Below are 3,083 nucleotides of genomic sequence, written 5' to 3'. Positions count from 1 at the left end.
TTTTGTTGGGATGAATTTTGTCACATCCCCTTTTTTTATTTAATTATCTATTCCATCCGTTTTCTTAGAATACGTAGTTCAGGGAGACGGTGGCAAGATCGTCGTAATTGGTCTTGGCTTTGCCATTTGTCTTGACATCGAATGCGTATTCACCGTGGAGACGGACGTTCTTCATGAGAACAAGATCGGCAGATGCGAGCCAGAAGCGGGAACGGTTGATATCATTTCTGTCTTCTACAAGGCCTGCTGCGGATGCTGTGTAGGTGGTGTCGTTCAGGAAGGAGCCCTTTTCAGCACTGATGTACTGGCCAGCAATGCGGAAGGTGCCAGGTTTCTTTATGTTGTAGTGGCCGAATGCGAGGCCTGCTGTCCATGTCTGCGGATCGCCCTTGTAATCGGTGTTCTGGTAGTAGTCGCCGAAGATGTCGATATCTTCAGTCACGCCGGCAGTAAGGCCTGCGCCCCAGATGCGTGCATCATACTTGTCTTCGCCCTGGATGTATTCCGCATCATAAGCCAGACGTCCGCTCTTGCCGTATACGCGGGCAATCGCTGCGGCTCTTTCTTCTTTCGTATCTGCTTTGCCAAGGTTTCCGCCAATGAAACGGCCATAGCCGATATCAGCGGCGAGTTTCTTGGATCCGATGGTAGCCATAGCACCGTCGAAGGTATCATCGTACTGCAGTCCGGTCTGGCCAAGGAAAAGATCCATGCGGCCGAGTGTCAGTCCTGCTTTGCCATTGAAATCATGGTGAACGTAGAGCGTATTCATGTACGCATCGCGCTTGTCTTTTCCCTTGAAGTTCATGTCGTAACGGAGACGGCCATAGGCATAGGTGCTGTCATTGACCTGGCCCTTGACGGAAACCTGCATACGGCCATCCCATTTATCTACGGCTTCGCCCTTGTCACCATAGTACTGGAGAAGACGGACACGGCTGTTGCCGGAGAAGGAAAGGTTTCCGACTTTCTTTTCAAGGTTGGACACGCGTACGCCGAGGTTTCCAAGTTCATCGGCATATTCGCCGGCGAGTTTGTCCAGCATGGCTCTCTGCTCTGCATTCATCTGATCTTCATTGGCCAGCATGCGTGCAATGATCTGTGCCATTTCGAAACGGGTGATGTTTCTTTCGCCGCGGAAGGTACCGTCCGGATAGCCGACAACGACGCCCTGTTCGGACAGATCGACGACTGCCTGATACGCCCAGTCATTGGGTGTCACATCAGAAAATGGGTTGGCTGCGCTGGCAGAAATGCCAAGTGCAAGGACTGCCATGGCAGTCAAGGTGATCTTCTTCATTTCTAAACTCCTTTTCAAACGAGTCTGAAAACAGCAGCTCCCGACCGCCATATTTCAAGACTAAGTGAAAGATTCGTCTTATTATAGCAACTAGATTAGAGGATAACAAGGAATTATTAGAAATATGTATAGGATTTCATTAATGAACAATGTGTATTGCTTTAATAATTGAACGCTGTGCTTCAAAAAAAGAAGGGCTGTAGAAATGATTGAACATTTCCACAACCCTTTATTACATATTTACTTAATTACCCATTTGCTTAATGTGCTTCTGCCATGTTGGAGATGGAGTCTTTGGATGCTTCTTCCATGACGTAGCGTTTCTTGTCCACTTCGTTTCTCCAGTGGAGGACGGCGCTGATGACAAAGGCAACGGCGAGCATTCCGGCAAAGAGCTGGAGGGTAGCGCTGTAGCTGCCGGTGGTTTCTTTCATGAATGCCAGGATGAGCGGGCCTGCCACGCCTGCGATGCCCCATGCAGTCAGGATGGATCCGTGGATGGAAGCGAGCTGGCGTACGCCGAAGATGTCAGAAAGGAATGCCGGCATGCAGGAGAAGCCGCCGCCGTAGCAGGAGATGATGGCAAGAACGAGTGCCTGGAAGATGAAGCCTTCTCTGGTAATGGAGAGCTGATGGAAAGCAAAGACTTCAAAGAGGAAGAATACCATGTAGGTGACGCCGCGGCCGATCCAGTCGGAAATACTGGACCATACGATACGGCCGCCGCCATTGACGATGCCGATGATGCCGACGAGGGATGCTGCCTGCGCCGGGGTCATGCCGATGACTTCCTGTGCCATCGGGGATGCAACGGCAAGAAGACCGATGCCGCAGGTAATGTTGGTAAAGAATACCCACCAGAGCGCATACCATTTCCATGTATGCATCGCTTCTTTTCTGGTCATCTGCGGGCCAAGGACGGTTCTCTTCTTGCCAAGAGCCGCTTCCTGCGCGAGGACTTCATCGATCAGGGCAGGAATTTCGCCTTTTTTCGGCGGACGCAGGTAGGAAGCCGAAGCAATCATGACGACGGCGTAAACGCAGCCAAGGATGATAAAGTTTTCTAACAGTCCGTACGTATCAACGAGCCAGCGCATGACCGGGCCGGCGATCAGTGCGGCAAATCCGAATCCCATGATTGCCAGGCCTGTCGCAAAGCCTCTGTGGCGCGGGAACCATTTGACGAGTGTGGAAACCGGCGTGATGTATCCGGTGCCAAGGCCGATGCCTCCGATGCATCCGTAGAAAAGGTAAAGGAGCGCCGATGAGTGCATGTGCACGGCAAGCGCTGTCCCCAAAAGTCCTGTGCCGAAGAAAAGAGCGGAAACGAGACCGCTGCGGGATGGTCCGATCCTTTCCACGAAGCCGCCCAGGAAGCCTGCGGACATGCCAAGGAATAAAATAGCGAGCGAGAATGCCCATGTCGTTTCGCTAAGAGTCAGTCCCATAGCTGCCATGACCGGCTTTGTAAGGACGCTCCATGCATAGACGCTGCCTATGCAGATGTGAATTCCGACCGCAGCGAGTGCAATCAACCAACGATTTCTTCTCATATAATCCCTCCACTTTAACAATGAAGGGAAACCAAAGACGCAAAAACCGCCTGTTCAGGTTTCCCTGCCCAGACGGTCGGCCAATCAGATCATCCGCGGTTCACGTGGTCGATTCCACATCATTCCGTCAGTTCCGCGGTGTCTTTCGTTTGTGGCTTTAGATTACCATCCTTTTCCATATGTGTCAAGGAAAGAATTCTGGCTCTTCACGGAAATTTGGGGGATGAATA

The 3,083-nt window shown here is 51.4% G+C and carries 2 protein-coding genes and 1 riboswitch; both genes read right to left on the bottom strand.

Translation table 11 applies throughout. From position 1 onward, the window contains the following. Positions 1 to 64 precede the first annotated feature (64 nt). The gene (locus M3200_RS02320; RefSeq protein WP_022381929.1) at positions 65 to 1,300 is read right to left on the bottom strand and encodes an S-layer homology domain-containing protein; all 1,236 of its coding nucleotides are present in this window, start codon (positions 1,298 to 1,300) and stop codon (positions 65 to 67) included. A 260-nt stretch (positions 1,301 to 1,560) separates the two neighbouring features. After that, positions 1,561 to 2,853, bottom strand: coding sequence for an L-lactate MFS transporter (locus tag M3200_RS02315; protein ID WP_022381928.1), 1,293 nt, complete (start codon positions 2,851 to 2,853; stop codon positions 1,561 to 1,563). Between the two features lie 59 nt (positions 2,854 to 2,912). Beyond that, a riboswitch (ZMP/ZTP riboswitch) is annotated at positions 2,913 to 2,998 on the bottom strand. Between the last annotated feature and the right edge of the window lie 85 nt (positions 2,999 to 3,083).

This window comes from Dialister sp. CAG:357, assembly GCF_000435155.1.
GTDB classification, from domain to species: domain Bacteria; phylum Bacillota; class Negativicutes; order Veillonellales; family Dialisteraceae; genus Dialister; species Dialister hominis.
Note: the sequence above shows the minus strand (reverse complement) of the source record. Positions and strands in the feature narration are given on the sequence as shown.

What these genes read in the sequence shown, in the direction of transcription:
- M3200_RS02320 (WP_022381929.1), bottom strand. Translation starts at nt 1,300, where the DNA reads ATGAAGAAGATCACCTTGACTGCCATGGCAGTCCTTGCACTTGGCATT.
- M3200_RS02315 (WP_022381928.1), bottom strand. Translation starts at nt 2,853, where the DNA reads ATGAGAAGAAATCGTTGGTTGATTGCACTCGCTGCGGTCGGAATTCAC.